The 24,027-nt window shown below is 66.1% G+C and carries 20 protein-coding genes and 1 pseudogene; 13 read left to right on the top strand and 8 right to left on the bottom strand.

What is annotated here, in order from left to right; all coding sequences use genetic code 11:
- The first annotated feature begins 57 nt into the window (after window positions 1-57).
- Complete coding sequence (locus K32_RS15390) at window positions 58-1,170, top strand: sulfite oxidase (protein WP_201400366.1); 1,113 nt, start codon at window positions 58-60, stop codon at window positions 1,168-1,170.
- A 348-nt stretch (window positions 1,171-1,518) separates the two neighbouring features.
- Here K32_RS15390 and K32_RS15385 read toward each other — a convergent pair whose 3' ends face one another.
- Genes K32_RS15385 through K32_RS15375 form a run of 3 tightly spaced genes read right to left on the bottom strand, consistent with a single transcriptional unit; the run spans window position 1,519 to window position 4,767 of the window.
- A complete protein-coding gene (locus tag K32_RS15385; protein ID WP_201400365.1) occupies window positions 1,519-2,592 on the bottom strand; it encodes an HlyD family secretion protein in 1,074 nt (357 codons plus the stop codon).
- 25 nt (window positions 2,593-2,617) lie between these two features.
- Window positions 2,618-4,297, bottom strand: a complete 1,680-nt coding sequence (locus K32_RS15380; protein ID WP_201400364.1) for an MFS transporter — start codon at window positions 4,295-4,297, stop codon at window positions 2,618-2,620.
- Window positions 4,294-4,767, bottom strand: coding sequence for a MarR family winged helix-turn-helix transcriptional regulator (locus K32_RS15375; RefSeq protein ID WP_201400363.1), 474 nt, complete (start codon window positions 4,765-4,767; stop codon window positions 4,294-4,296). Before K32_RS15375 ends, K32_RS15380 begins: the two co-directional genes overlap by 4 nt.
- A 293-nt stretch (window positions 4,768-5,060) precedes the next feature.
- Between K32_RS15375 and K32_RS15370 the strand changes: the two genes are divergently transcribed.
- The 3 genes from K32_RS15370 to K32_RS15360 all read left to right on the top strand — a co-directional run bounded on the left by K32_RS15370 (window position 5,061) and on the right by K32_RS15360 (window position 9,062).
- On the top strand, window positions 5,061-6,437 hold the full coding sequence (locus K32_RS15370) for a glycosyltransferase (protein ID WP_201400362.1): 1,377 nt from the start codon (window positions 5,061-5,063) through the stop codon (window positions 6,435-6,437).
- A gap of 158 nt (window positions 6,438-6,595) precedes the next feature.
- Complete coding sequence (ettA, locus tag K32_RS15365; RefSeq protein WP_201400361.1) at window positions 6,596-8,248, top strand: energy-dependent translational throttle protein EttA; 1,653 nt, start codon at window positions 6,596-6,598, stop codon at window positions 8,246-8,248.
- 109 nt (window positions 8,249-8,357) lie between these two features.
- Window positions 8,358-9,062: an aspartate/glutamate racemase family protein gene (locus K32_RS15360; RefSeq protein ID WP_305798439.1), complete on the top strand. Its 705-nt coding sequence runs from the start codon at window positions 8,358-8,360 to the stop codon at window positions 9,060-9,062.
- A gap of 41 nt (window positions 9,063-9,103) precedes the next feature.
- Here the strand turns inward: K32_RS15360 and K32_RS15355 are convergent, their stop codons facing one another.
- Window positions 9,104-9,628, bottom strand: a complete 525-nt coding sequence (locus tag K32_RS15355; RefSeq protein ID WP_244669534.1) for a glycoside hydrolase family 19 protein — start codon at window positions 9,626-9,628, stop codon at window positions 9,104-9,106.
- 524 nt (window positions 9,629-10,152) lie between these two features.
- Window positions 10,153-10,563 carry a nuclear transport factor 2 family protein gene (locus K32_RS15350; RefSeq protein ID WP_201400358.1) on the bottom strand — a complete coding sequence of 137 codons (411 nt, stop codon included), beginning with the start codon at window positions 10,561-10,563 and terminating at the stop codon, window positions 10,153-10,155.
- Window positions 10,564-10,769: 206 nt separating this feature from the next.
- Between K32_RS15350 and K32_RS15345 the strand changes: the two genes are divergently transcribed.
- Window positions 10,770-11,300 (top strand): TetR/AcrR family transcriptional regulator, encoded by a 531-nt coding sequence (locus K32_RS15345; protein WP_244669532.1) that lies wholly within the window; start codon window positions 10,770-10,772, stop codon window positions 11,298-11,300.
- A 16-nt stretch (window positions 11,301-11,316) separates the two neighbouring features.
- Here K32_RS15345 and K32_RS15340 read toward each other — a convergent pair whose 3' ends face one another.
- Entirely contained in the window at window positions 11,317-12,036 is a 720-nt protein-coding gene (locus K32_RS15340; RefSeq protein ID WP_201400356.1) for an RIO1 family regulatory kinase/ATPase, read from the bottom strand.
- A 626-nt stretch (window positions 12,037-12,662) separates the two neighbouring features.
- Between K32_RS15340 and tam the strand changes: the two genes are divergently transcribed.
- Entirely contained in the window at window positions 12,663-13,433 is a 771-nt protein-coding gene (gene tam / locus K32_RS15335) for a trans-aconitate 2-methyltransferase (RefSeq protein WP_201404514.1), read from the top strand.
- A gap of 113 nt (window positions 13,434-13,546) precedes the next feature.
- Here the strand turns inward: tam and K32_RS15330 are convergent, their stop codons facing one another.
- Both K32_RS15330 and K32_RS15325 read right to left on the bottom strand, forming a co-directional pair.
- Window positions 13,547-13,840 carry a hypothetical protein gene (locus K32_RS15330; RefSeq protein WP_201400355.1) on the bottom strand — a complete coding sequence of 98 codons (294 nt, stop codon included), beginning with the start codon at window positions 13,838-13,840 and terminating at the stop codon, window positions 13,547-13,549.
- A 111-nt stretch (window positions 13,841-13,951) separates the two neighbouring features.
- Window positions 13,952-14,896, bottom strand: a complete 945-nt coding sequence (locus tag K32_RS15325) for a hydrogen peroxide-inducible genes activator (protein ID WP_201400354.1) — start codon at window positions 14,894-14,896, stop codon at window positions 13,952-13,954.
- Window positions 14,897-15,051: 155 nt separating this feature from the next.
- Between K32_RS15325 and K32_RS15320 the strand changes: the two genes are divergently transcribed.
- From K32_RS15320 to metH, 7 genes and pseudogenes are all read left to right on the top strand, one after another.
- Window positions 15,052-16,512, top strand: coding sequence for a catalase (locus K32_RS15320; RefSeq protein ID WP_201400353.1), 1,461 nt, complete (start codon window positions 15,052-15,054; stop codon window positions 16,510-16,512).
- A 152-nt stretch (window positions 16,513-16,664) separates the two neighbouring features.
- Window positions 16,665-17,381, top strand: coding sequence for a B3/4 domain-containing protein (locus K32_RS15315; protein ID WP_201400352.1), 717 nt, complete (start codon window positions 16,665-16,667; stop codon window positions 17,379-17,381).
- A 93-nt stretch (window positions 17,382-17,474) separates the two neighbouring features.
- Entirely contained in the window at window positions 17,475-18,479 is a 1,005-nt protein-coding gene (locus K32_RS15310) for a metalloregulator ArsR/SmtB family transcription factor (protein ID WP_201400351.1), read from the top strand.
- Complete coding sequence (gene metF, locus K32_RS15305) at window positions 18,479-19,411, top strand: methylenetetrahydrofolate reductase [NAD(P)H] (RefSeq protein WP_201400350.1); 933 nt, start codon at window positions 18,479-18,481, stop codon at window positions 19,409-19,411. Before K32_RS15310 ends, metF begins: the two co-directional genes overlap by 1 nt.
- Before the next feature lie 60 nt (window positions 19,412-19,471).
- Window positions 19,472-19,717, top strand: a complete 246-nt coding sequence (locus tag K32_RS15300) for a type II toxin-antitoxin system Phd/YefM family antitoxin (RefSeq protein ID WP_201400349.1) — start codon at window positions 19,472-19,474, stop codon at window positions 19,715-19,717.
- A 67-nt stretch (window positions 19,718-19,784) separates the two neighbouring features.
- Window positions 19,785-20,144 (top strand): type II toxin-antitoxin system VapC family toxin, encoded by a 360-nt coding sequence (locus tag K32_RS15295; protein ID WP_244669531.1) that lies wholly within the window; start codon window positions 19,785-19,787, stop codon window positions 20,142-20,144.
- 4 nt (window positions 20,145-20,148) lie between these two features.
- Window positions 20,149-23,894 (top strand): annotated as a pseudogene (gene metH / locus K32_RS15290) (methionine synthase).
- Window positions 23,895-24,027 lie beyond the last annotated feature (133 nt).

Here is a 24,027-nt window from a genome sequence, read left to right as displayed (position 1 = left end):
GTTTTGCGTCTTGGGTGGCAAGGTTCCGACGCAATATTCCGATGCATGGGGTCGAGCATGTCCGAAGCGCGCGTTACCGACGAGACCGTGAAACCGGCGCCGAAGGCGCTGCCGCGCGGGCCGACCGAGGGCCCGCTGACGCCCGAAGAGCTGCAGCTTTCGGCGCGCAACCATTCGATGCCGCTCGAGGCGCTGCGCTACGACATCACGCCGCTTGGGCTGCATTATCTGCTGATCCATTTCGATATCCCGATGATCGAGGCCGCGCATTGGCGGCTCGCCATCGGCGGTCATGTCGCCCGGCCGCTGGAGCTGACGCTGAACGACATCCGCGCCCGGCCGAGCGTGACGCTGCCGGTGACGCTCGAATGCGCCGGCAATGGCCGCTCGCGGCTGTTCCCGCGCCCCGTCAGCCAGCCCTGGGTGACGGAGGCGGTCGGCACGGGGCTGTGGACCGGCACGCCGCTCGCCGGATTGCTCGCGGAGGCGGGCGTCGCGGAAAATGCGGTCGAGATCGTCTTCACCGGCGCCGACCACGGCCTGGAGAAGGGCCATGAGCTCGACTATGCCCGCAGTCTCTCGGTCGCCGAGGCGGAACGGCCGGAAATCCTGCTCGCCTACGCGATGAACGGCCAGCCGCTGCTGCCGCAGCACGGCTTCCCGCTGCGGCTGATCGTGCCGGGCTGGTACGGCATGGCGAGCGTCAAATGGCTGACCCGGATCGAGGCCGTCACGGAGCCGTTCAAAGGCTACTATCAGGCGTCCAACTACCACTATCGCAGCGGCCCGGACGATCCCGGCGAGCCGGTCCGGCGCATCCGCCCGCGCGCCCTGATGGTGCCGCCGGGCTTCCCCGATTTCCTGACGCGCAAGCGGACCGTCGCAGCCGGGTCCTGCCGGATCGAGGGTCGGGCCTGGTCGGGCCAGGCGCCGGTCGAGCGCGTCGTGCTCGGCATCGACGGCCGCTGGCTGGAGGCGGTGCTGGATCCGGCGCCCGGGCTGTTCGCCTGGCGGCGCTGGAGCTGCGTCTGGGAGGCGGAGCCGGGCGAGCACATGCTCTCCTGCCGCGCCACCGACGCGAGCGGCCAGTCGCAGCCGCTCGAGCAGAACTGGAACTGGATCGGCGTCGGCAACAACATGGTGCAGGCGGTGCCGGTCACGGTGCGCTGAGGGGGCCCTTCTTCCTTGAACCTCCCCCGGGGAGGTCGAAAACGCCCTTCGCGTTTTCGGGAGGGGGCCTTCCTGTGGCTTGCGATCGTTCCGCCGAAGAACCCCTCCCCAAGCCCGCCTTTGGCGGTCTTGACCCTCCCTCAAGGGGAGGGTTCGGGCGATCGGGTGGGGGATCAGGAAACCCTCCGGATAGGGCTCAAAAAGACCCTCACCCCAACCCTCTCCCGCAAGCGGGAGAGGGAGATCGCCTGGGCTTGTTGCTGCGCTGAATGCTTCCCGAAGGGCGCAGGCCGAAACCCTCGCCCGCTTGCGGGAGAGGGTAGGGTGAGGGTCTTGCTTGGCTTCCCGTCATTGCGCCGAGGCGAGCGCCGGGAGCGGCGTGTTGGCGGTATCGATCTTGACCACCACCGACATGCCGGGGCGGAGGTTCGCCGCGGCCGCCTGGCCCTCGTCGATCTCGATGCGGAGCGGGATGCGCTGCGCCACCTTGGTGAAGTTGCCGGTGGCGTTGTCCGGCTTCAGCACGCTGAATTCGGAGCCGGCGGCGGGCGAGATCCGCTCGACGCGGCCGGTAAGCTTGGCGTCGCCGAGCGCGTCGACGGTGAAGCTGACGGGCAGGCCGACGCCGATATGGGTCAGCTGCGTCTCCTTGAAATTGGCGACGACCCAGACCTTCGCGGGCGTGATCGAGGTCAGCTGCGTGCCGGCGGCGGCATATTGGCCGACATGGGCCGCGACCTCGCCGAGCCGGCCGTCGACCGGCGCGACGATGCGGGTGTTGTCGAGGTTGATCTCGGCGAGCTTCACCGAGGCCTCGGCGCTCGCGACGGCCGCTTCGAGCGAGCTCTTGCCGGCGTCGACCAGGGCGACATTCTGCTCGGCGATCTTCACCGAGGCTTCCGCCTGCGCGACGGTCGACTGCGCCTGCAGCAGGGCGACGCGGGTCTGGTCGCCGGAGGATTGCGTGGAGAAGCCGCGATCGACCAGCGTGCCGGTGCGCTTGTCGTCGAGCTCGGCCTTCTCCAGCCCGGCCTGGGCGCTCTGCAGCTGCGCCTTGGCGAGGTCGAGGCTCGCCTGCTTGGCGAGGCGGTTCTCGGCGAAATTGGCGAGGGCGGCCTGCTGCTGTTGCAGGGTGGCCTGCGCCTGGGCGAGCTGCTGCTGATAGATGCGGTCGTCGATCTGGACGAGCAGGTCGCCCTTCTTGACCGTCATGTAGTCCTGCACCGGCACGCCGACGACATAGCCGGCGATCTGCGGGCTGAGCAGCGTCACCTGGCCTTTGACATAGGCATTGTTGGTGGTCTCGACCGACGAGCGGAAGGGCGGCAGCTGCCATGCATAGAGCACGATCAGCACGCCGAGCGCGCCGATGGCGAAGGCGATCAGGGTGATGCCGGATTTGAAGATCTGTTTGATCTGCATGATGACGTCTCGGGTGTCTTCTGTGTCAGGCCGTGGCGGCGCGCCGGGCCTGAACGCGGGAATAGGTGGTGTGGAGCGCCAGCAGGACGATCCCGGCGAGCGCGGTGTAGAAGATCAGCAGGAACAGGTCCTGATAGGCGAGGACATTGGCTTCCTGGGTCGCCATCCTGCCGAGCAGGACGACGCCTTCGGCGTTCTGCAACGCCGGATCGGTCAGCGTCCTCGAATAGGCGGCGCCATAGGTCCGGATCCGCTGGACGACCAGCGGATCGAGCAGCGTTAAATGATCGGCGATGACGCTCGAATGGAACTTCTCGCGCACGGTCTGGAAGGTGCCGAGGACGGCGGAGGAAAGGATGCCGCCCATGCTCTGCGTGCCAAGGAAGACGACGAGGAAGCTCAGGATGAAGACCGGGCCGCCGGCGATCGCCTTCGAGAAGCCGGCCATCAGCGCCGGCGGCAGGAACAGCGCGCCGGCGAAGGCGATCATCGCCTGGCTGACGTAGAACTGTTCCGGCCGGGTCTGGCTGGTGACGTGCGAATCCATCCAGGCGCCGGTGGCGATCATCATCAGTGCGATCAGATGCAGCGCCGGCGCGTTTTCCTTGGTCATCACCATGGCGGTGAGGATGTAGCCGGCAAGGGTGGCGAACAGGATCACCGTGAACAGCGGGATGAGCTGGTCGTTCTGCAGGCCGAGCATGTTGAAGAAGCCAACGGCGCCCACCGTCTGCTCGGAAAGCAGGAAGCGGAACAGCAGCAGCGAGCCGGTGATCGTCAGCATGTCGAAGGACGACAGCCAGCGCAGATTGATGATCGGATGCGCGCGGTGCAGCTCGATCATGACGAGCGTCGTAATCGCGGCGATGCCGGTCGCCCCGAGCCAGCCGATCCACGGCGCGTCCAGCCACCAGTAGAGCCGGCCGACCGAGAGGATGATGGCGATCGAGCCGAAGCCGAGCGCGATCAGCGGAAAGCTGATCAGGTCCTCGCGATCGAAGATCCTGACGCGCGGCGGATGGGTGATCGGCAGGATGAAGATGACGGCGAGGCTCATCATCGCGAGGCCCGCCTCTATCAGATAGAGGCCGTGCCAGTCGCCGATCTGCAGCAGCTCCGGCGAGATCACGCGGGCGAGCGGGGTGGCGAGCTGGCCGCCGAGCACGCCGAAGGCGATGCCGATCGTCAGCTTGCGGGCCGGCGGCAGCCATTCGAGCATGTAGTAAAAGGCGAGCGTCGAGAGCGGCGCGGCGGCGATGCCCATCACGGCGCGCACCGCGATGGCCGAGCGCAGATCGTCAGTGAAGAGATGCGCGATCGTCACCAGCGCATAGATGATCAGGCCGATTTCGGCGAAGCGGCGCAGGCCGAACTGGGTGCGGACCTTGTAGAGAAAGAGCGTGCCGGTGATGTTGGTCGCCATATAGGCGGCCGCCAGCCAGTTGATCTCGATCTGGGTCGCGTGCAGCGGCCCTTGCAATCCGGTCAGGTTGGCCGTGATCAGGTTCAGGCCGAGGCCCTGCGTCAGGCCGAGCAGGATCGACGCGCTCGCATAGACGGCGGCGCGCATCGGCGGCATCGGCACGAAGGCGGGGGCCGCGGCGGGCGCGGGCGTGGGCGCGATATTGACAGGGGCCGGCGCTGGGACAGGCGCCGCCGGCGACAGGGCGCCGGGGTCTCTCGCCAGGGCGACGGCGGTGCTCATGATTGCGAGGCCTGTTCCGCGCGCTCGACCGCGAGGCGGCTCAGATTGTCGGAAAGCGTCTGCAGGACGCGTTCGGTGACCTCCAGATCGGCCGGATCGATGCCCGCGAGCAGCGTGTCGCTCAGCGTGTCGGTCATCCGCGATACGCGCTCGCCGATGGCGCGGCCCTCGTCCGTCAGCACGATGGACTTGGCGCGGCGATCGCCCGGCAGCGGCTGGCGGGAGACGTGGTTGGACTGCTCCAGCCCGTCCAGCAACCGCACGACGGTCGGGTGCTCGACCTCGAGGACGTCGGAAAGCTCCGATTGGGTGACGGTGTGTTCGGCCCGGACGAGATGCAGCATCAGCCGCCCGCGCGCCAGCGTCAGGTCGAGCTGCTTGAGCTCGGCGTCGAAGCATGTGCGCACGGCGCGACTGGCCTGGGTCAGGCGTCCCAGAAACGTCTTGGGGCGGTTCTCATGCTTAACCATATCAATCGTTCCATACAATGTACGTGCATACATATATGGTGGATACACATGTTGTCGAGACCCGATTGCGGAAATTGTGGGGACCCGGCTGTGATGGTCGTCACACCGCGCCGGTTCGGCGGTTGACAGGAGGGGGCGCGTTGCCGGCATTTCGCCCCGGTCAAACTATCGGCGGAATTGTCGCCCAGTTTGATTCTCGCCATTCTGGATCGTCGACGGACGGAAAAAGCGCATTGAGTGAAAAGTTGTATTTTGACGCGACCCAGCCTTTGCGCTGGGGGGCCCATCCCCCAGTGGGCATTCCACGCGTCGAAAGCGCCCTGATCCGGCAGGTTCTGCGCCGCAAGGACCTGAACGTCGTGTTCTATCGGGTCGATCGCGGCAAGTCGCGACTGCTGACGGGAACCGAGCTCCGCTATCTCGAGGCGCTGGTCGAGCGGCGCATTCCCTATATCGAAGGCGTCGGCTCGTCGTCGTACTGGAGCCGGATCAAGACCGTCTATCAGGTCGTCCGCGCCAGCGGCGGCTCGACCGGGCGGGAGCTCGATCGCGTCGCGGCCGGCTATCTGGCCAACCGGGCCGATCGCAAGGGTCTGCATTTCGAGCTGGCCAAGTTCGGCATCCGGATCGGCAAGCTCGGCTTCGGGATGCGCGCCGACCGGCGCGACCGCCGCTATGATCCGCTCGCCGATCCGACGGTGAAGTGCTTCCTTTCCAATGTCGGCCTGCACGCGCTCGCCGCGCACCGGCAGGCGCAGGTCCAGGCCAACATCACGGCGATCCTGCACGACACGATCCCGCTCGACATGCCGCGGTTCGTCGACAAGGGGCATGCGGCGTCCTTCGTGCGCGACTTCCAGTGGATGCGGGAATGGTGCCGGCAGCTGGTCTGTGTGTCGGAATATTCGGCGCGGACCACCCGCAAGGGCGTCGAGGCCGCTTCGCCCGACGCGCCTCGGCCGACTATATCGGTCAACCGGCTGGGTTCGTTCCTGCGCGAGGGCATGGAGGGGCGTCCGGCGGAGCCGGTGGCCCAGCTCGTCGGCAGCAATTTCGCCGTCTATTGCTCGACCATCGAGATCCGCAAGAATCACATCACGCTGCTGCGCGTCTGGCAGCGCCTGATGCCGCTGCTCGGCGAGCGCATGCCGAAGCTGGTGCTGTGCGGCCGCTGGGGCTGGATGGTCGAGGAGACCAAGCAGTATCTCGCCGACCACCCGGAGCTGGCGGAGAAGGTCTGCTTCCTCTCCGGCATCAGCGATCCGCAGCTCGCCTGGCTCTATCAGAACGCGCGCTTCGGCGTGTTTCCCTCCGTCGCCGAGGGCTGGGGTCTCGGCGCCGCAGAATGCCTCGATTTCGGCCTGCCGGTGCTGGTCTCCGACGCCGATGCGCTTTCGGAGGCGACGCAGGGCTTGATGCCGGTCATTCCCGCCGCCGATCTCGAAGGCTGGGTCGCGGCGATCGTACGGGCCGCGACGGACGACGCATGGCTGGCGGCGCTTCGGGCCGTCATCGCCGAGCGTTACCGCCCGATCTCGGAGCTGGAATTCGCTTCCGGCCTGCTGTCGCTCATGGGCGTGCCGCCGGTCTCGGCGGTCGAAGGCATCCCCCTTGCTTCCGGGCTTCGCCGCAACGACGGCGAAGCGGCAGCAGCCTCGCCGGCGATCTAGAAAAACTGCCGGGTGCGGGGCGCGGGGCTGAATATCCGTTCTCCCGCGCCTGTCCGGCGACGCGCCGCGTTGCCCCTTGGCGGCGCTTCGACTAGAAGAACGGCAACCTCATCCCTACATCCTGCCCTTTTGGCGAAGAGGGCCTTCGGAGCGAATTCATGGCGCGGCAGTTTATCTATTTCATGCAGGGTCTGACCAAGACCTATGTCGGCGGCAAGAAGGTGCTGGAGAACGTCCATCTCTCCTTCTATCCCGATGCCAAGATCGGCGTGCTCGGCCCGAACGGCTCGGGTAAGTCGACGCTGCTCAAGATCATGGCCGGCCTCGACAAGGACTTCACGGGCGAGGCCTGGGTGGCGCAGGGCGCGACCGTCGGCTACCTCGCCCAGGAGCCGAAGATCGATCCGACCAAGAACGTCTTCGAGAACGTGATGGAAGGCGTCGCCAAGAAGAAGGCGATCCTCGACCGCTACAACGAACTGATGATGAACTACTCCGACGAGACCGCGGAGGAGGGCGCCAAGCTCCAGGACATCATCGACAGCCAGAACCTCTGGGATCTGGAGAGCCAGGTCGAGATGGCCATGGACGCGCTGCGCTGCCCGCCCAGCGACGCCTCGGTCGAGAACCTCTCCGGTGGTGAGAAGCGCCGCATCGCGCTCTGCCGCCTGCTGCTCGAGCAGCCCGACCTGCTGCTCCTCGACGAGCCGACCAACCATCTCGACGCCGAATCGATCAACTGGCTCGAAGGTCATCTGCGCGATTATCCCGGCGCCATCCTGATCGTCACCCACGATCGCTACTTCCTCGACAACGTCACGGGCTGGATTCTCGAGCTCGATCGCGGCCGTTCGATCCCGTACGAAGGCAACTACTCCGCCTATCTGGAGAAGAAGGCCAAGCGTATGGAGCAGGAGGGTCGCGAGGACATGACCCACATGAAGGCGATCGAGCGCGAGCGCCAGTGGATCGCCCAGTCGCCGAAGGCCCGCCAGTCCAAGTCGAAGGCCCGTATCAAGGCCTATGACGAGCTGGTTGAGCGCGCCGAGGGCAAGACGCTGCAGACGGCGCAGATCGTCATTCCGGTCGGCGAGCGTCTTGGCGACAAGGTCATCGAGGTCGAGGGCCTGTCCAAGAGCTATGGCGACCGCCTGCTGATCGACAACCTCTCGTTCAAGCTGCCGCCGGGCGGCATCGTCGGCGTCATCGGCCCGAACGGCGCCGGCAAGTCGACCCTGTTCAAGATGATCACCGGCGAGGAGAAGCCGGATTCGGGCTCGATCTCGCTCGGCGACACGGTCCAGCTCGGCTACGTCAACCAGGGCCGCGACGATCTCGCTTCCAACAAGACCGTCTGGGAGGAAATCTCCGGCGGCGCCGAAGTGTTCTATCTCGGCAAGAAGGAAGTGAACACGCGCGCCTATGCCGGCGCCTTCAACTTCAAGGGCGGCGACCAGCAGCAGAAGGTCGGCACGCTCTCGGGCGGCCAGCGCAACCGCGTGCACCTCGCCAAGCTGCTGAAGGACGCCAACAACGTCATCCTCCTCGACGAACCGACCAACGACCTCGACACCGAGACGCTGGCGGCGCTGGAAGAGGCGCTGGAGGATTTCGCCGGCTGCGCCGTGATCATCAGCCACGATCGTATGTTCCTCGACCGGCTCGCCACGCACATCCTCGCCTTCGAGGGCGACAGCCATGTCGAGTGGTTCGAGGGCAACTTCGCCGACTACGAGGAAGACAAGAAGCGTCGCCTCGGCAATGACGCGATCCTGCCGCACCGGATCAAGTACAAGAAGCTGACGCGCTAAGGCGTATCGCTTTCAGACTTGCGCGGGCGGACCGGCTTCCCTTTCATGGGGAAGCGGGTCCGCCCGTTTCATTTTGGCGAGGTCCGGACGGGCCATGGAGGAGGCGGGCGTGGCGCAGAAGGTGATCGGGCTGATCGGCGGGCTGAGCTGGGAAAGCTCGGCCGAATATTACCGCATCCTCAACGAGGCGGTGCGGGCGCAGCTCGGCGGGCTCGCCTCGGCCCGCATCCTGATGTGGTCGTTCGACTTCGCCGAGATCGAGGCGCTGCAGGCGAGCGGGCGCTGGGACACGGCGACGGAGCTGATGATCGACGCCGCGCGGCGGCTCGAGCGCGGCGGCGCCGATTTCGTCCTCATCTGCTCCAACACCATGCACCGCATGGCGGATGACGTGCAGGCGGCGATCGGCATCCCGCTCGTCCACATCGCCGATCCGACGGCGGAGCGGATCAAGGCGGCCCGCGTCACGCGCGTCGGTCTGCTCGGCACCGCCTTCACCATGGAGCAGGACTTTTACAAGGGCCGCCTCGCGCGCGAGCACGGCCTCGAGGTCCTCGTACCGGAGGCGGAGGACCGCGCCGACGTGCACCGGATCATCTATGAGGAGCTGGTGCAGGGGCGCGTCGAGCCGTCTTCGCGCGAGATCTACCGGGGTGTGATGGCGCGCCTCGCCGAGCGCGGCGCCGAGGCGATCATCTTGGGCTGCACGGAGATCATGCTGCTGGTCCGCTCCGAGGACAGCGCCGTGCCGCTCTACGACACGACGACGCTCCACGCCGAGGCGGCGGTGGAGCGGGCGCTCGCCGGCGCGTAGTCCGCTCCCGATGGCAGGCTGTCGATCGGCTTCCGCCGATGTCAGACCGTGTAGCTGATCGCGGCGTAGTAGGCCTGGCCGTAGCTCGCGATCAGGTTCGCCTTGTCGAGGCCGTTGATGATGCGGCGGGCCTGCACCCACTCCTCCTTCGGGCCGTCGAAATAGTCGGACAGGCGCTTGCCGGTGAACCAGCCGCCCATCATGCCGAGAAACAGTATCTTCTTGGCATAGACCGGATCCATCGCGTCGTCCGGATGATCGACGAGCTCCGGATGGCCGATTTCGTCGCCGGCCCGGATGTAGTTGTTTTTCCAGGTGAGCTGGACATAGCCTCGTCCGCAATATTTGACGCCATCACCCGGCGTCGTGTTGCCGTTCTTTCTGGCTCTGGCGGGATAGTCGCCCGTGATGTCGTATTTCTGGCGGAAATATTCCTTGCTGCCGCGCTCGTGGATCGGCTGCATGGAACGGTCGGTCTCGTGATGCGTGGTGGCGAGCGCGTAGGCAAGCCAGCGATCGTCCTTGGCAGCATGCTGCGCCTCCCATTCGTCAAGAAGCGTGGTCAATCCCCCGACCTGGCCGGCCCTCAGTCTACCGTCGAATAGGGTCAGCCTGCACTGTCGGAAGAAGAAATCGCGATTGATCATGAGGTGCCCCTCATCTCGGCAAATCGCAGGGGTTGCAGATCACTCTACATTCCCAAAGGGAATGTTGTCATAAATCCTTTGGCAGGCGCGGGATCATCGCCATTGGCCATGGAGTCGGATTGACCAGGCTCCACCATCATTCTGAGGTGCTTCGCGTGAGCGAAGCCTCGAAGGAGGATTCAGCGGAACTGTGGTTGCAGGCAAAGTCTGGCGAAATCCGCCCCGGGGCGTTTCCTGGACCCTCCTTCGAGGCCCGGCTTCGCCGGGCACCTCAGGATGATGGGCGAGTTCTGGAACGCAGATCGCGTGCAGATCTCGTCATGACACTATGGGCCGGACATTCACGCCGGTAGGACGATCGAGCGGTCGACTCGTCGCGCTCGGCCGAAGCAAGCGCCGCGTGGATGGCGTGGCGGCCGTCGAATTGGTGGATCCCGGTTCCGTCAGGCGGCCGCCTGCGCCACGGCGAAGCTGTCCTCGAACATCCGGAAGCGGCGGATCAGTCCGTCGGCCATGGTGAGATCGAAGGCGAATTCCGTCTCGATGAGCTTGCCGGTGCTCAGGACCCTGGATGCGAGAGAGCCGACGGCGATGGCGCGGTCGCCCGCGACGAGGATCTCGCTCAGCTCGAAGCGCTCGGAACCGATCAACGCGCGAATCTGGCGATAGAACTCGGCCGCGCCGGCCCGACCCTTCTTGCGGCCGATCCACGGCACCAGCGCGACGTCGCCGGCAATGTACCAGTCGACGTCCTCGCTGAAGAGCTCGGCGATCGTTTCCGGCGCCGCGCCGGATCCCGTCCTCCGGAAGAGTTCCTCCACGAGTGCGCGCACGGCGTCCGCAGATCCATTCATTGTGTCGTCCTTTCCGGGCGCGGGCGCCGTGTCCCCGAAGGGTTGGTGCGACGCGGGGCTATTGTGTAGTCAGAATTCAATAAATGCGTATTGGCGTTGCCGAAGGTGGTCAAGTGATTTATTGAATTCCGACTACAGAAAGGTTGACCATGGCATCCAGGGGGCGCCCACGCAGTTTCGATCGCCAGCGGGCGCTGGAGCGGGCGATGGATCTGTTCTGGTCCAAGGGTTACGAGGGCGCGCAGCTCACCGACCTGACAGCGGCCATGGGCATCGCCCCGCCCAGTTTCTACGCCGCCTTCGCGTCGAAGGAGGCCGCCTTCTGCGAGGCGGTGGATCTCTATATGTCGACGATCGGTGCGCCACCCATGGCGGCGCTGGAGGCGGAGGCCGACGTCCGGGAGGCGGTCCGGGCGATGCTGCACGGCAGTATCCATGTCGCGCTGTCGACCAGGACGGGCGGATGTCTGCTCATTCTCGGCGTCGTCAATCACCTGCCCGAGAACCAGGCCGCCCGAGACCATCTTCTCGCGGCGCGTCGAACCACGCTCGAGCTGATCCGGGCGCGGCTACGGCGCGGGCTTGCCGAGGGCGATCTGGCCCCCGAAACGGACATCGACAGCCTGGCCGCTTATTGCCACGGGATCCTGCAGGCCATCTCGTTTCAGGCGCGCGATGGGGCAGGGCGCGCGGAACTGGAGGCGCTGGTCGAGCGATCGATGAAGGCGCTCGGCTGACGGGCGTACCAGGCACTTACGCCGGCAGGACGATCGAGCGGTCGACCTCGTCGCGCTCGGCCGAGGCGAGCGCTGCGTGGATGGCGTGGCGGTCGTCGAACTGGTGGATGCCGAGCCGGTGCTGGCGGCCGATGCCCTGCGGCCAGTGCGGCGGGATCGGGTCGCCCTTGGCCGTCGCCCAGCCGAAATCGACCAGCGTGATCTTGCCGTCGAGCACCATCAGGTTGTCGCACTTGATGTCGTTGTGGCAGCAGCCGGCCGAGGCCAGCGCGGCCAGGATCGCGTCGGCCTGGTCGCGCCAGTCGGCCGGCAGGTTGTAGCGCCGGGTCGGCTCGCCGACATAGTCCATGCGCAACAGGCCCGGCGTGTGGTCGATGAGCCGCGGCACCACGCCGGTCGGCGCCATCGCGGTCAGCCAGCGGATTTCCCGCTCCTCGATGCCGTGCTCGATGAAGCGGGCGAGCTTCTTGTGCACTTCGCGCCGGTTCAGGTCGATGCGGACCGTCGAGCTCGAATGCTGGTCGAAATGAATCTCGTAGAGGTTCGACGTCTCGGGATCGTGGAAATAGGCGATCTTGGCGGCGGCGGGGCTCGCGGAACAGCTGCCGGACTGGTCCTCCGCATCATGGCGATGCAGCACCGTCCTGCCGGGCTCCACCGCGGCAAGATAGTCGATCAGGACCGGCGGCAGGGCTTCGAGCTGCGATGCTTCGAGCTGCAAGGCTTCGATAGGCAAGGCTTGGATTCGATCGTTCATCGCAACGGTCGTACCAAGTTTCGCGGCAATGTCGATGAAATGTATCAGGCCCGGGTAAAAATCATACAAGCGATGGCGGCAACCGGCCGTTGCAGCGCCATGGGCTTTTGCGGACAGCAGCGGACGGACGGGCCGGCCCGCGCTCTGCGGCGCAGCGGGCCGGATCCGTCCGCCGCCCCACCGGCCCTGCCGGTTTGGCGCTGTGCCCGATCGTCGTCCGGGCGGAAGTTTCGGCGAACGGCCCTGCCTGGGTCTTGGGGGGCAGGGGCAGGGCCGTTCGCCCTTCCTCGACCCCGAGGGGAAGAGGGTCTCGGATCCGTCGCGCACGAGCGCTTCGGAGAATGGTTTTGTTGGGCGTTCCATTGCCGGAACATCATCTTGGTTGCAGCGTCTCACGCACACTCGTCCCTGTCTGTGATGCGCGTCACAGCAAGGGCGGTCGCCGCGTCGCGCGCCGCCGCGTCGTCAGGGGCGCGTTATGGACGTGCGTTCATGGAATTGTCCGCCGATGGGGCTAGGATGGGGCGACTCGGCTTCTATGTTCTGGTTGCGGAGCCGTGCAGGATGAACGTGTTGGAATGAGGCAGGGGGTGCAGATGAACCAGCTGGCGTGGTCGGCGAGCCAATATGTGAAGTTCGAGGACGAGCGCACGCGCCCCGCGCGCGATCTGTTGGCGCAGGTGCCGCTGGCCAGCGCCCAGTCGATCGTCGATCTCGGTTGCGGCCCCGGCAATTCCACCGAGCTTCTGGCCGAGCGCTATCCGGACGCCGAGATCCTCGGCGTCGATTCCGCGCCCGACATGCTGGACGCCGCCCGCGAGCGCCTGCCCGAGCGGCAGTTCCTCGAGGTGGATGTCGCCACCTGGGCACCGCCCGAGCCGGTCGATCTCCTGTTCGCCAATGCGCTGTTCCAGTGGATCCCCGACCACATCACCGTGCTGCGGCGCCTGATGGACAGCCTCCGCCCCGGCGGCGTGCTGGCCGTGCAGATGCCGGACAATCTCGGCGAGCCCACGCACATGCTGATGGAGGAGGTGGCGCATGCCGGCCCCTGGGCCAGCGCCTTCGCCAATCGCAGCAGCCGGCGGCAGCTGCTGCCGTCGCCGACGGAGTATTTCGACGCGCTCGGGCCGAAATCGGCGAAGCTCGAGGTCTGGCACACGATCTACAACCACCCGCTCGCCGATGCTTCGGCGATCGTCGAATGGGTCAAGGGTACCGGCCTCCGGCGCTATCTCGAGGTGGTCGAGCCGGATCTGCGCGAGGCGTTCCTCGAGGCCTATTCCGAGCGCGTCGCCGCGCTCTACCCGCCGCTCGCCGACGGCCGCGTGCTGCTGCGCTTCCCGCGCCTCTTCGCGGTCGCCGTCCGCGCCTAGAGCGTTTTCGAGCGAAGTGGATCCCGGTTCGCGTGAAGAAAACGCGACCAAACAAATAGCTAGCGCGCGACGGGGCGGATGACGTGGAGAGCCCCGTCCTCCGCCGCTTCGGCCTACTTGACCGTGCAGACGCCGTTGGCGCCGTGCTTGCCGGTGTAGGAGACGGAAGCCGATCCGTCGGGGTTGATAGACAGCGAGATCGTCACGCCGCCGCCCTTGGCCTCGAAGTAATTGTCGTTGAACTTCTTCAGCTTGGCTTCCTTGCCGTTGATGTAGATCGGGCCGCCCTCGTCGGCGTGGACCTCGATCTTCCCGGGGCAGGTGGCGTTGACGAGCGGGATGGCGGCTTGGGCCTGGCCGGCGAAGGCGAGCGTCAGGCTCGCGGCGACAAGGAGGCTGTATTTCATCGCGATCTCCGGGGAGCGGTTGGCGGGACGTGCCTACCGTAAGGGAGGCGCCGCTCGGCCGCTAGTGGATCGGCGTAAATGCAACCTGTCCGTTCCAGCCCTCCGGGCGGCTCAGCTCGCCGCCGGTTCCAGCCGGCGCGCCGGCATGGGAGCCTTCGGGGCTTCGTCGGCGCCCGCCGCCGTCACCAGCAGCCGGCCGAGCGCCTCGAAATCGGCGCGGCGGGGCGAGGAGCGCCGCCAGACGAGGCCGATCTCGCGCTCCGGCTCCGGCGTGCTGAAGCGGGCAAGCGCGATGCGTTCGTCGCGCGCCTCGATCGCGACGCACATCTCCGGCAGCAGCGTCACGCCATAGCCGTTCGCCACCATCTGCATGATGGTCGAGAGGCTCGCCGCGCCGAAGCCGCTCATCTTCTCGGAGCGCGGTATCCGGCAATAGGTCAGCGCCTGGTCGCGCAGGCAATGGCCTTCCTCCAGCAGCAGCAGCCGATCCGGCGGGATCTGGTCGGGACTGGCAAAGGCGGCGGTGTCGGCCGTCGCGTCCGCCTTCGTCGCCAGCAGGAAGCGATCGACAAAGAGCGGCAGGCTCTCGAAGCCGGCGTCGCGCGCCGGCAGCGCCATCAGCACGACGTCCAACTTGCCCTGCGCCAGTTCGTCGACCAGGGCGGCGGTCTGCGTTTCCCGCAGATGCAGCTCGAGCTTCGGATAGGTGCTCTGCACCAGCGGCAGCGCCTTCGGCAGCAGATAGGGCGCGATCGACGGGATGACGCCGAGCCTGAGCGGACCCGTCAGCGCGTCGCCGCCATGCAGTGCATAGTCGGTCAAGTCGCGGACTTCGCCGAGGATACGGACGGCGCGGCGGGCGATCTCCTCACCCTTGGGCGTGATGGTGATCCGCCGGGACCCGCGCTCGATCAGCGGGACGCCGAGCGTCGCCTCCAGATCCTGGATCTGCTGCGAGAGCGCCGGCTGCGTCACGGCGCATTCATCCGCCGCCCGACCGAAGTGGAGATGGCGCGTCACCGCCTCGAAATAGCGCAGCTGCCGAAGGGTGATCACGGCTTTTTCCGCCTGGAATTGATCTGAATCATGGTCGATAAGTTATTCTTATCGTTGGTGGCAATCAATATGATTGGAACTGATCTAAACGCGTGGCATCTTAGCGCCATGTCGAAGGCGGCTCGGACGTCGCCGAAACGAACCTGGAGGGCGCCATGACTGACAAACTCACGACGACGGCCGGCGCGCCGATCGCGGATAACCAGAATTCCCTGACGGCCGGCGAGCGCGGCCCGGTCCTGCTGCAGGATTGGCAGCTGGTCGAGAAGCTCGCCCACCAGAATCGCGAGCGCATTCCCGAGCGCGTCGTCCACGCCAAGGGCTGGGGCGCCTATGGCACGCTGACGGTTACCGGCGACATCTCGCAATATACCAAGGCCAAGGCGCTGCAGCCGGGCGCCACGACGCCCATGATCGCCCGCTTCTCGACGGTCGCCGGCGAGCTCGGCGCGGCCGATGCCGAGCGCGACGTTCGCGGCTTCGCGCTCAAGTTCTACACGGAAGACGGCAACTGGGACCTCGTCGGCAACAACACGCCGGTGTTCTTCGTCCGCGATCCGCTGAAGTTCCCGGACTTCATCCACACGCAGAAGCGCCATCCGAAGACCAATCTGCGCTCGCCGACGGCGATGTGGGATTTCTGGTCGCTGTCGCCCGAGAGCCTGCACCAGGTCACCACCCTGTTCTCCGATCGCGGTCTGCCGACCTCGGTCCGCAAGATGAACGGCTACGGCTCGCACACCTATTCGTTCATCAACGCCGCGAATGAGCGCTTCTGGGTCAAGTTCCACTTCAAGACCCTGCAGGGTCATGAGCACTGGACCAATGCGGAAGCCGCTGATGTCGTCGGCAAGACCCGTGAATCGACGCAGGAAGACCTCTTCGGCGCGATCGAGCGGGGCGAATTCCCGAAGTGGAAGGTACAGGTCCAGGTGATGCCGGAGACGGACGCCGAGAAGACCTGGTACAATCCCTTCGACCTGACCAAGGTGTGGCCGCACGGCGATTATCCGCCGATCGACGTCGGCATCCTCGAGCTGAACCGCAATCCGGAAAACTACTTCGCCGAGATCGAGCAGGTCGCCTTCTCGCCGTCGAATATCGTCCCGGGCATCGGCTTCTCGCCCGACAAGATGCTGCAGGCGCGCATCTTCTCCTATGCCGACGCGCACCGTTACCGCCTCGGCACGCATTACGAGGCGCTGCCGGTCAATGCACCGAAGGTGCCGGTGCACAACTACCACAAGGACGGAGCCATGCGCTTCTTCCCGCCGGCGACCAACAACGACGCTTACTACGAGCCGAATTCGTTCAATGGCCCGAAGGAAACGCCGGCTGTCGCCGAGCCGCCGCTGAAGATCTCCGGCGATGCGGAACGCTACAATCACCGCGTTGGCAATGACGACTACAGGCAGCCGGGCGATCTGTTCCGCCTGTTCAATGCCGAACAGAAGGACCGCCTGTTCAGCAACCTCGCCGCCGCCATGCAGGGCGTGCCGGTCGAGATCATCAATCGCCAGCTGGTGCACTTCTACCGCGCCGATCCGGAATACGGCATCGGCGTCGCCACCAAGCTCGGCCTGCCGACCGAAGGCCTCGCCGCCGCGGCGGAGTAGGGCTTCGCGATATTTGAATGTGAAAGGCGGCGCCCCTGGCGCCGCCTTTTTTCTTGTCCGTTTCCTTGTCCGGCCCGAACGCGCAAGCGGATGCCTTTCACGCCGCGCCGATATCGGGCAGAGAGGGCCAACCTTGTGGCAGGATCCTCCCAATGCGCCTCGACATCTCCGAACTCGTCGCCGCCTTTCCGGATTTTCGCGTTGCCGCCGTCGTCGCGGAGGATCTGGCAATTCGACCGGATCGTCCGGCCGAGCTCGCGGCGCTGATCGAGACGCGCGAGGCAGAGGCGCGCCGGCGCTGGGGCGGCACCGAGCTTTCGGAGATACCGGGCGTCGCCGCCTGGCGCCGGGCCTATCGCGCCTTCGGCATCAAGAAGACGAGCTACCGCTCCTCGGTCGAGCGCCTCGTCAAGAACGGGCTGGCCGAGCGGCCGCTGCCCGTCATCAACAGCTTTGTCGATGCCTATAACGCGGTGTCCCTCACGCATGTGCTGCCGCTTGGTGCCGATGATCTCGACCGGGTTACCGGCGATCTCGCCTTCCGCTATGCGCGGCCGGGCGACAGCTTCCTCGATATGGCGGGCGGCGAGGACGGCGGCGCCGGTCCAGTCGAGGATCCGCCGAAAGAGGGCGAGGTGGTCTATGCCGATGCCTCGAAAGTGCTGTGCCGGCGCTGGAACTGGCGCCAGGACGGCCGCTCGCTGGTGACGCCGGAAAGCCACCGCGCCATCGTCACGCTGCAGACGAATGGCGAGGGCGATCTCGACGCGGCGATCGCCGATCTGCTGCAGCTGATCGAGCGCTTCTCCGGCGGCGTCGCCCGCGTCGCGATCGCCGATCGGGACAGGCCGGTGGTCACGATCGCCTGACAAGACCCTTTACAGATATAAAGATATCTTTATATCTACTCCAATCTCGGTGGTGGCGATGTCGCGCCGCGCGACGAGGCTGGAGCTTTCACCATGGCGGGCCAGGCGGCTCTTTCGACGGATGCGATCATCACGGCGCTGAAGGCGGCCGGCGAGGCGACGCGCTATCGGATCCTGGCGCTGCTCTCCGCCGGCGAGCTCTCGGTCAAGGATCTGACCGCCATCCTCGGCCAGTCGCAGCCGCGCATCTCGCGCCATCTGAAACTCCTGACAGAGGCCGGGCTGATCGAGCGCCATCCGGAAGGCGCGTGGGTTTATTACCGGATTTCCGAATCGCCGGCCGAAAGGCGGCTTGTGCAGGATCTGGTCGCGCTCGCGACGACGGATGACAGCTCGCTCGCCCGCGACCGCGAATGGCTGGCCGGCGTCAAGCGCGAGCATGCGCAGCTGGCGGCCCGCTATTTCACCGAGAACGCCGCGGACTGGGACACCATCCGCTCGCTGCATGTGCCCGACGCCGCCGTCGAGGCCGCGATGCTGAAGATTATCGGCACCCGGCCGATCGGCTCGTTCCTCGATATCGGCACCGGCACCGGCCGGATGCTCGAACTGTTCGCGCCGATTTATCAGCGCGCGGTCGGCATCGACGCGTCGACGGCGATGCTCGCGGTGGCGCGCGCCAATCTCGACAAGGCCGGCATCGCGCATGCGCAGATCCGCCATGGCGACATCATGAAGCTGCCGATGCCGCGCGACAGTTTTGATCTCGTGGCCATCCACCAGGTCCTGCACTATCTCGACGATCCTGCTGTGGCGCTGGCAGAGGCCGCGCGCGTGCTGCGCCCGGACGGGCGGCTGCTGGTGGTCGATTTCGCGCCGCACAGCCTCGAATTCCTGCGCGAGCGCCATGCGCACCGCCGGCTCGGCTTCTCGCACGAAACGATGCGCGGCTGGATCGACCAGGCGGGCCTCGTGCTCGAAGCGGCGACCGACCTGGCGGCGAAGTCAGCGGAAGAACAATTGACAGTAACGCTCTGGCTGGCGCGCGATCCGCGCTTCATCGTCGCCGGGGCAACCAAGGGGCTGGAGACCGCGTGATGCGTGAGACGATCGATCGGGCGAGCCGCAACGGGGCCGGGGCCTCCGGGCTCAAGGTGTCGTTCGAGTTCTTCCCGCCCAAGACGGAAGCGATGGAGCAGACGCTGTGGTCGTCGATCGAGCGGCTGGCGCCGCTCTCGCCGTCCTTCGTCTCGGTCACCTATGGCGCCGGCGGCTCGACCCGCGAGCGCACCCACGCCACCGTCTCGCGCATCCTGACCGAGACGGCGCTGAAGCCGGCGGCGCATTTGACCTGTGTCGGCGCCAGCAAGGCGGAGATCGACGCCGTCGTCGATGCCTATGCGGCGACGGGCGTGCGCCACATCGTCGGCCTGCGCGGCGACCCGGTCGAGGGCATCGGCGCCGTCTACCAGCCGCACCCGGAAGGCTATGCGCAGGCGTCCGATCTCGTCAGCGCCATCCGCACCCGCCATCCGGAGATCGAGGTGTCGGTCTCGGCCTATGCCGAGCGGCATCCGGAGAGCCGCGACTGGCAGACGGAGATCGACAATCTGAAGCGCAAGGTCGACGCCGGCGCGACGCGGGCGATCACCCAGTTCTTCTTCGACAACGACCTCTATTCGGCCTTCCTCGACCGCGTCGCCGCGGCGGGCATCGACATTCCGATCGTGCCGGGCATCGTGCCGGTGCAGAACTTCACCCAGACGGCGAAATTCGCCGAGAAGGCCGGCGCCAGCATTCCCGCCTGGTTTGCCGCCCGTTTCGAGGGGCTGGAGGACGATGCGTCGACGCGGCAGCTCGTCGCCGCCGCCGTCTGCGCCGAGCAGGTGCTTGACCTGGTCGACCGGGGCGTCAACGAGTTCCATTTCTACACGATGAACCGCGCCGACCTCGTCTACGCCATCTGCCACCTGCTCGGCATGCGGCCGGTGACGGTGGAGGGGAGCGAAGCGAAGGTAGCTGTCGCCTAAGGATGCAAATTCTGGTCGGAACGACTATATTTATGGTCGGTTTGATCGGGAGGGAGCGCAATGGCGTCGTGGCAGGTGCAGGAGGCGAAGACGAAGCTGAGCGAGGTCATTGATCGCGCCATCAGCGAGGGACCGCAGACGATCACGCGTCATGGCAAGGCGCGCGCCGTCGTGGTCTCGATCGACGAATATGAGGCGCTGGCGAAGAAGCGGCGGAATTTCGTCGACTTCCTGCTGGATGGCCCGAGATTTGACATCGATGTCGAGCGGTCGAAGGAGCTTCCGCGAGATATCGATCTTGAGTGAGGCCGGGTTTCTGCTCGACACGAATGTCGTATCCGAGGCCAGGCGGCCTCGGCCGGATGGCAACGTATTGAGCTTTCTCGTTTCGATACGGGAGCGGCATGTCTGCCTGAGCGTGCTGACACTTGGGGAGTTGCGAAAGGGCGCCGAAACGCGACGTCGGACGGATGTCCGCGCGGCGGATAGCTTGGACGAATGGATCGCGGAGATCGCGGAAGTCTATGCTGATCGGCTGCTTGTCGTTGATGAAGCGGTCGCCGATGTCTGGGGCAGGCTTAGCGCGATACGGCCGCGCCCGGTCGTCGACACGCTGATCGCGGCGACGGCCTTGGCGCATGGAATGACCTTGGTGACGCGAAACGTCGCCGACATGAACGATACGGGCGTGGCGCTCATCAATCCCTGGGCGCCGACGCGAGAACAGGAATGAGGTGATGCCAATGAGCACGAACCAGGACAGGCGACTTGCCGATCTGAAGCGCGCCGCTTCCGAACGCATCCTCGTGCTCGATGGCGCCATGGGCACGATGATCCAGCGGCTGAAGCTCTCCGAAGCCGACTTTCGCGGCGAGCGCTTCAAGGACTGGCACCGCGACCTGAAGGGCAACAACGACCTGCTGGTCATCACCAAGCCGGACGCGATCGAGGCCATCCACCGCCAGTATTTCGAGGCGGGCGCCGATATCGTCGAGACCAACACCTTCTCGTCGACGACGATCGCCCAGGCCGATTACGGCATGGAGGAACTCGCCTATGAGCTCAACCTCGAAGGCGCGCGGGTCGCCAAGCGCGCCGCCGACACGGTTGCCGCCGCGACCGGCCGGCCGCGCTTCGTCGCCGGCGCGATCGGGCCGACCAACCGCACCGCCTCGATCTCGCCCGACGTGAACAATCCCGGCTTTCGCGCCGTCACCTTCGACGAGCTCCGCGACGCCTATGCGGATGCCACGCGCGGCCTGATCGACGGCGGCGCCGATCTCATCCTGATCGAGACGATCTTCGACACGCTGAACGCCAAGGCGGCGGTCGCCGCCGTCGAGGACGTGTTCGACGAGAAGGGCGTCGTCCTGCCGGTGATGATCTCCGGCACGATCACCGATCTCTCCGGGCGCACGCTTTCCGGCCAGACGCCGACGGCGTTCTGGTATTCGCTGCGCCATGCGCGGCCGTTCTCGATCGGTCTGAACTGCGCGCTCGGCGCCAGCGAGATGCGCGCCCATATCGACGAGATCGCCCGCATCGCCGACACGCTGGTCTGCGCCTATCCGAATGCCGGCCTGCCGAACGAATTCGGCGAATATGACGAGAGCCCCGAGGCGATGGCCGTGCTGGTCGGCGAGTTCGCCAAGTCCGGCCTCGTCAACGTCGTCGGCGGCTGCTGCGGCACGACGCCGGACCATATCCAGGCGATCGCCGAGGCGGTTCAAGGCGTTGCGCCGCGAGCCATCCCGGCCGTCACCCCCAAAATGCGCCTTTCCGGCCTCGAACCGTTTGAGCTCGCTTCATGACTAGCGCGACCGCCATCTTCGTCAATATCGGCGAGCGGACCAACGTCACCGGCTCCGCGAAGTTTCGCAAGCTGATCACGGCCGGCGATTATTCGGCGGCGCTCGACGTCGCGCGCGAGCAGGTCAACAACGGCGCGCAGGTCCTCGACGTCAACATGGACGAGGGCCTGCTCGATTCCGAAAACGCCATGGTCACCTTCCTGAACCTTTTGGCGGCGGAGCCCGACATCGCCCGGGTTCCGGTGATGATCGATTCATCGAAATGGTCGGTGATCGAGGCGGGCCTGAAATGCGTCCAGGGCAAGCCGATCGTCAATTCGATCTCCATGAAGGAGGGCGAGGACCAGTTCCGCGAGCACGCCAAGAAGCTCCGCCGCTATGGCGCGGCCGTTGTCGTCATGGCCTTCGACGAGAAGGGCCAGGCTGACACCTTCGAGCGCAAGACGGAGATCTGCGCGCGCGCCTACAAGATCCTCGTCGAGGAGATCGGCTATCCGCCGGAAGACATCATCTTCGATCCGAACGTCTTCGCCATCGCGACCGGCATCGAGGAGCACAACAATTACGGCGTCGACTTCATCGAGGCGACGCGCTGGATCCGCCAGAACCTGCCGCACGCGCATATTTCGGGCGGCATCTCGAACCTGTCCTTCTCGTTCCGCGGCAACGAGACGGTGCGCGCGGCGATGCACTCGGTGTTTCTCTACTATGCCATCGCCGCCGGCATGGACATGGGCATCGTCAATGCCGGCGCGCTGCCGGTCTATGACGACATCGACCCGGAGCTGCGCGATCTCTGCGAGGACGTCATCCTCAACCGCCGCGCCGACGGTACCGAGCGCCTGCTCGAGATCGCCGAGCGGTTCAAGGGCGGCGCCAGCACCAAGAAGGAAGCCGATCTCACCTGGCGCGAATGGCCGGTCGAGAAGCGGCTGGAGCATGCGCTGGTCTCCGGCCTGACGGATTTCATCGAGCTCGACACCGAGGAGGCGCGCGCCAAGGCGACGCGGCCGCTCGACGTCATCGAGGGGCCGCTGATGGCCGGCATGAACGTCGTCGGCGACCTGTTCGGCGCCGGCAAGATGTTCCTGCCGCAGGTGGTGAAATCAGCCCGCGTCATGAAGCAGGCGGTCGCCTATCTGATGCCGTTCATGGAGGAGGAGAAGCGCCTGCTCGGCACGACCGGCTCGTCCTCCGCCGGCAAGATCCTGCTCGCCACCGTCAAGGGCGACGTGCACGACATCGGCAAGAACATCGTCGGCGTCGTGCTCCAGTGCAACAATTTCGAGGTGATCGACCTCGGCGTGATGGTGCCGGCGGCCAAGATCCTGGCGACCGCCAAGGCCGAGAATGTCGACATCATCGGCCTCTCCGGCCTGATCACGCCGTCGCTCGACGAGATGTGCCATGTCGCGGCCGAGATGGAGCGCGAGGGCTTCCACGTGCCGCTGCTGATCGGCGGTGCCACGACGTCGAAGGTGCATACGGCCGTCAAGATCCACCCGAATTACGCCAAGGGCCAGGCGGTCTACGTGCTCGACGCGAGCCGCGCCGTCGGCGTGGCGTCGAGCTTGCTCGGCCGCGACAAGGCGAACTACGTCGCCGACGTCCAGGCCGACTATGTCCGGATCGCCGACGCGCATGCCCGTGCGCAGGAGAACAAGCGCCGCATCACGCTCGCCGACGCGCGCGCCGACGGGTTGAAGCTCGACTGGTCGAGCTACCGGCCGACCCGGCCGAGCTTCCTCGGCACCAAGGTGTTCAAGGATTATCCGATCGCCGAGCTGGTGCCCTATATCGACTGGACGCCGTTCTTCGCGACCTGGGAGATCAAGGGCACCTATCCGCTGCTGCTCGAGGACGAGAAGGTCGGCGAGGTGGCCCGCTCGCTGTTCCGCGACGCGCAGGCGATGCTGAAGCAGATGGTCGAAGAGAAGTGGATCTCGGCCAATGCCGTGATCGGCTTCTGGCCCGCCAACGCGGTCGGCGACGACATCGCGCTCTACGAGGACGAGGCGCGCGATACGGAGAAGGCGACCTTCTACACGCTGCGCCAGCAGATCGCCCGCTCGACCGACAAGCGCCGCCATGTCGCGCTCTCCGATTTCGTCGCGCCGAAGGAGACCGGGATTGGCGACTATGTCGGCGGCTTCGCGGTGACGACGGGCATCGGCGAGGAGGCGGTCGCCGAGCGCTTCAACCGCTCGAACGACGACTATTCGAAGATCCTGAGCCAGGCGCTCACCGATCGTCTCGCCGAAGCCTTCGCCGAGCGGATGCATCAGCGCGTGCGCCAGGAATTCTGGGGCTACGCCGGCGACGAGACGCTGTCGAACGAAGAGCTGATCCGCGAGACCTATGCCGGTATCCGTCCGGCGCCGGGCTATCCGGCCCAGCCCGACCACACCGAGAAGCGGACCCTGTTCGACCTGCTCGACGCCGAGAACGAGGCCGGCATCAAGCTGACCGAGAGCTTCGCCATGTGGCCGGGCTCTTCCGTCTCGGGTCTCTATATCGGCCATCCCGAAAGCTATTATTTCGGCGTCGGCCGGATCGAGGCCGATCAGGTCGCCGACTACGCCGCCCGCAAGGGCTGGCATATCCGCGAAGCCGAGCGCTGGCTCGCCCCGGTGCTGAACTACGACCCGATCCGGGCGGAGGCGGCGGAGTAGGGCGGCAGGCGATACGGCTTAGCGAGATCACTTGGCGAGACGCCGGTCCCCTGGACCGGCGCGGGGCTCTGGCCCCGCGCGGCGGAATCCGCTAGGGAGTCCGTTTCCTCCTTCGCTGCGACGTCGCGCGCCA

The sequence above is a fragment of the Kaistia sp. 32K genome (assembly GCF_016629525.1).
Lineage (GTDB): Bacteria > Pseudomonadota > Alphaproteobacteria > Rhizobiales > Kaistiaceae > Kaistia.
Note: the sequence above shows the minus strand (reverse complement) of the source record. Positions and strands in the feature narration are given on the sequence as shown.